The 566-nt window shown below is 45.6% G+C and carries 1 protein-coding gene; it reads right to left on the reverse strand.

The genetic code is table 11. The features are described from left to right. The coding region (gene pyrE / locus ACS8FD_RS23390) for an orotate phosphoribosyltransferase (RefSeq protein WP_439277611.1) at positions 1–566 on the reverse strand (566 nt) is incomplete at both ends.

Consider the following 566-nt stretch of genomic DNA (forward strand, 5'->3'; position numbering starts at 1 on the left):
ATCATCAATATTAACGAGAGCATGTACAGGCACTTCTAGCGTCGCGGTAAGCTCTTGTATAGCAGAATGATCATTTTGGCCTTTTTCTTTGCGATCAAGAGCAACAATAATACCCGCCACACTTGCACCCGATTGCTCTAAAATCTCGACCACTTCGCGCATCGCTGTACCCGCAGTAATAACATCGTCAAGCACCCAGACAGCTTTGCCACTGACATCAGCACCCACTAAGTTACCACCTTCGCCATGAGTTTTGGCTTCTTTACGATTATAACCCCATTTAGCATTGATGCCATGATGCAGCCATAACGCTTGCGCGGTTGCGGCCACAAATGGAATACCTTTATAAGCCGCGCCAAAAATAACCAGCTCTTGCTGCTCTGCACCGTTATTGCTAGCTGCCATCTGTTCAGCCAAAGCATCTGCATAACCGCGCGCTAGTAACGATAACATCTCACCTGTCGCTAGCAAGCCAGCATTAAAAAAATATGGGCTGATACGACCAGACTTAAGCACAAACTCACCAAACTTTAAAACTTGATTGTCTAAAGCGAGCTGAATAAATT

It is taken from the genome of Psychrobacter sp. 1U2, assembly GCF_051847575.1.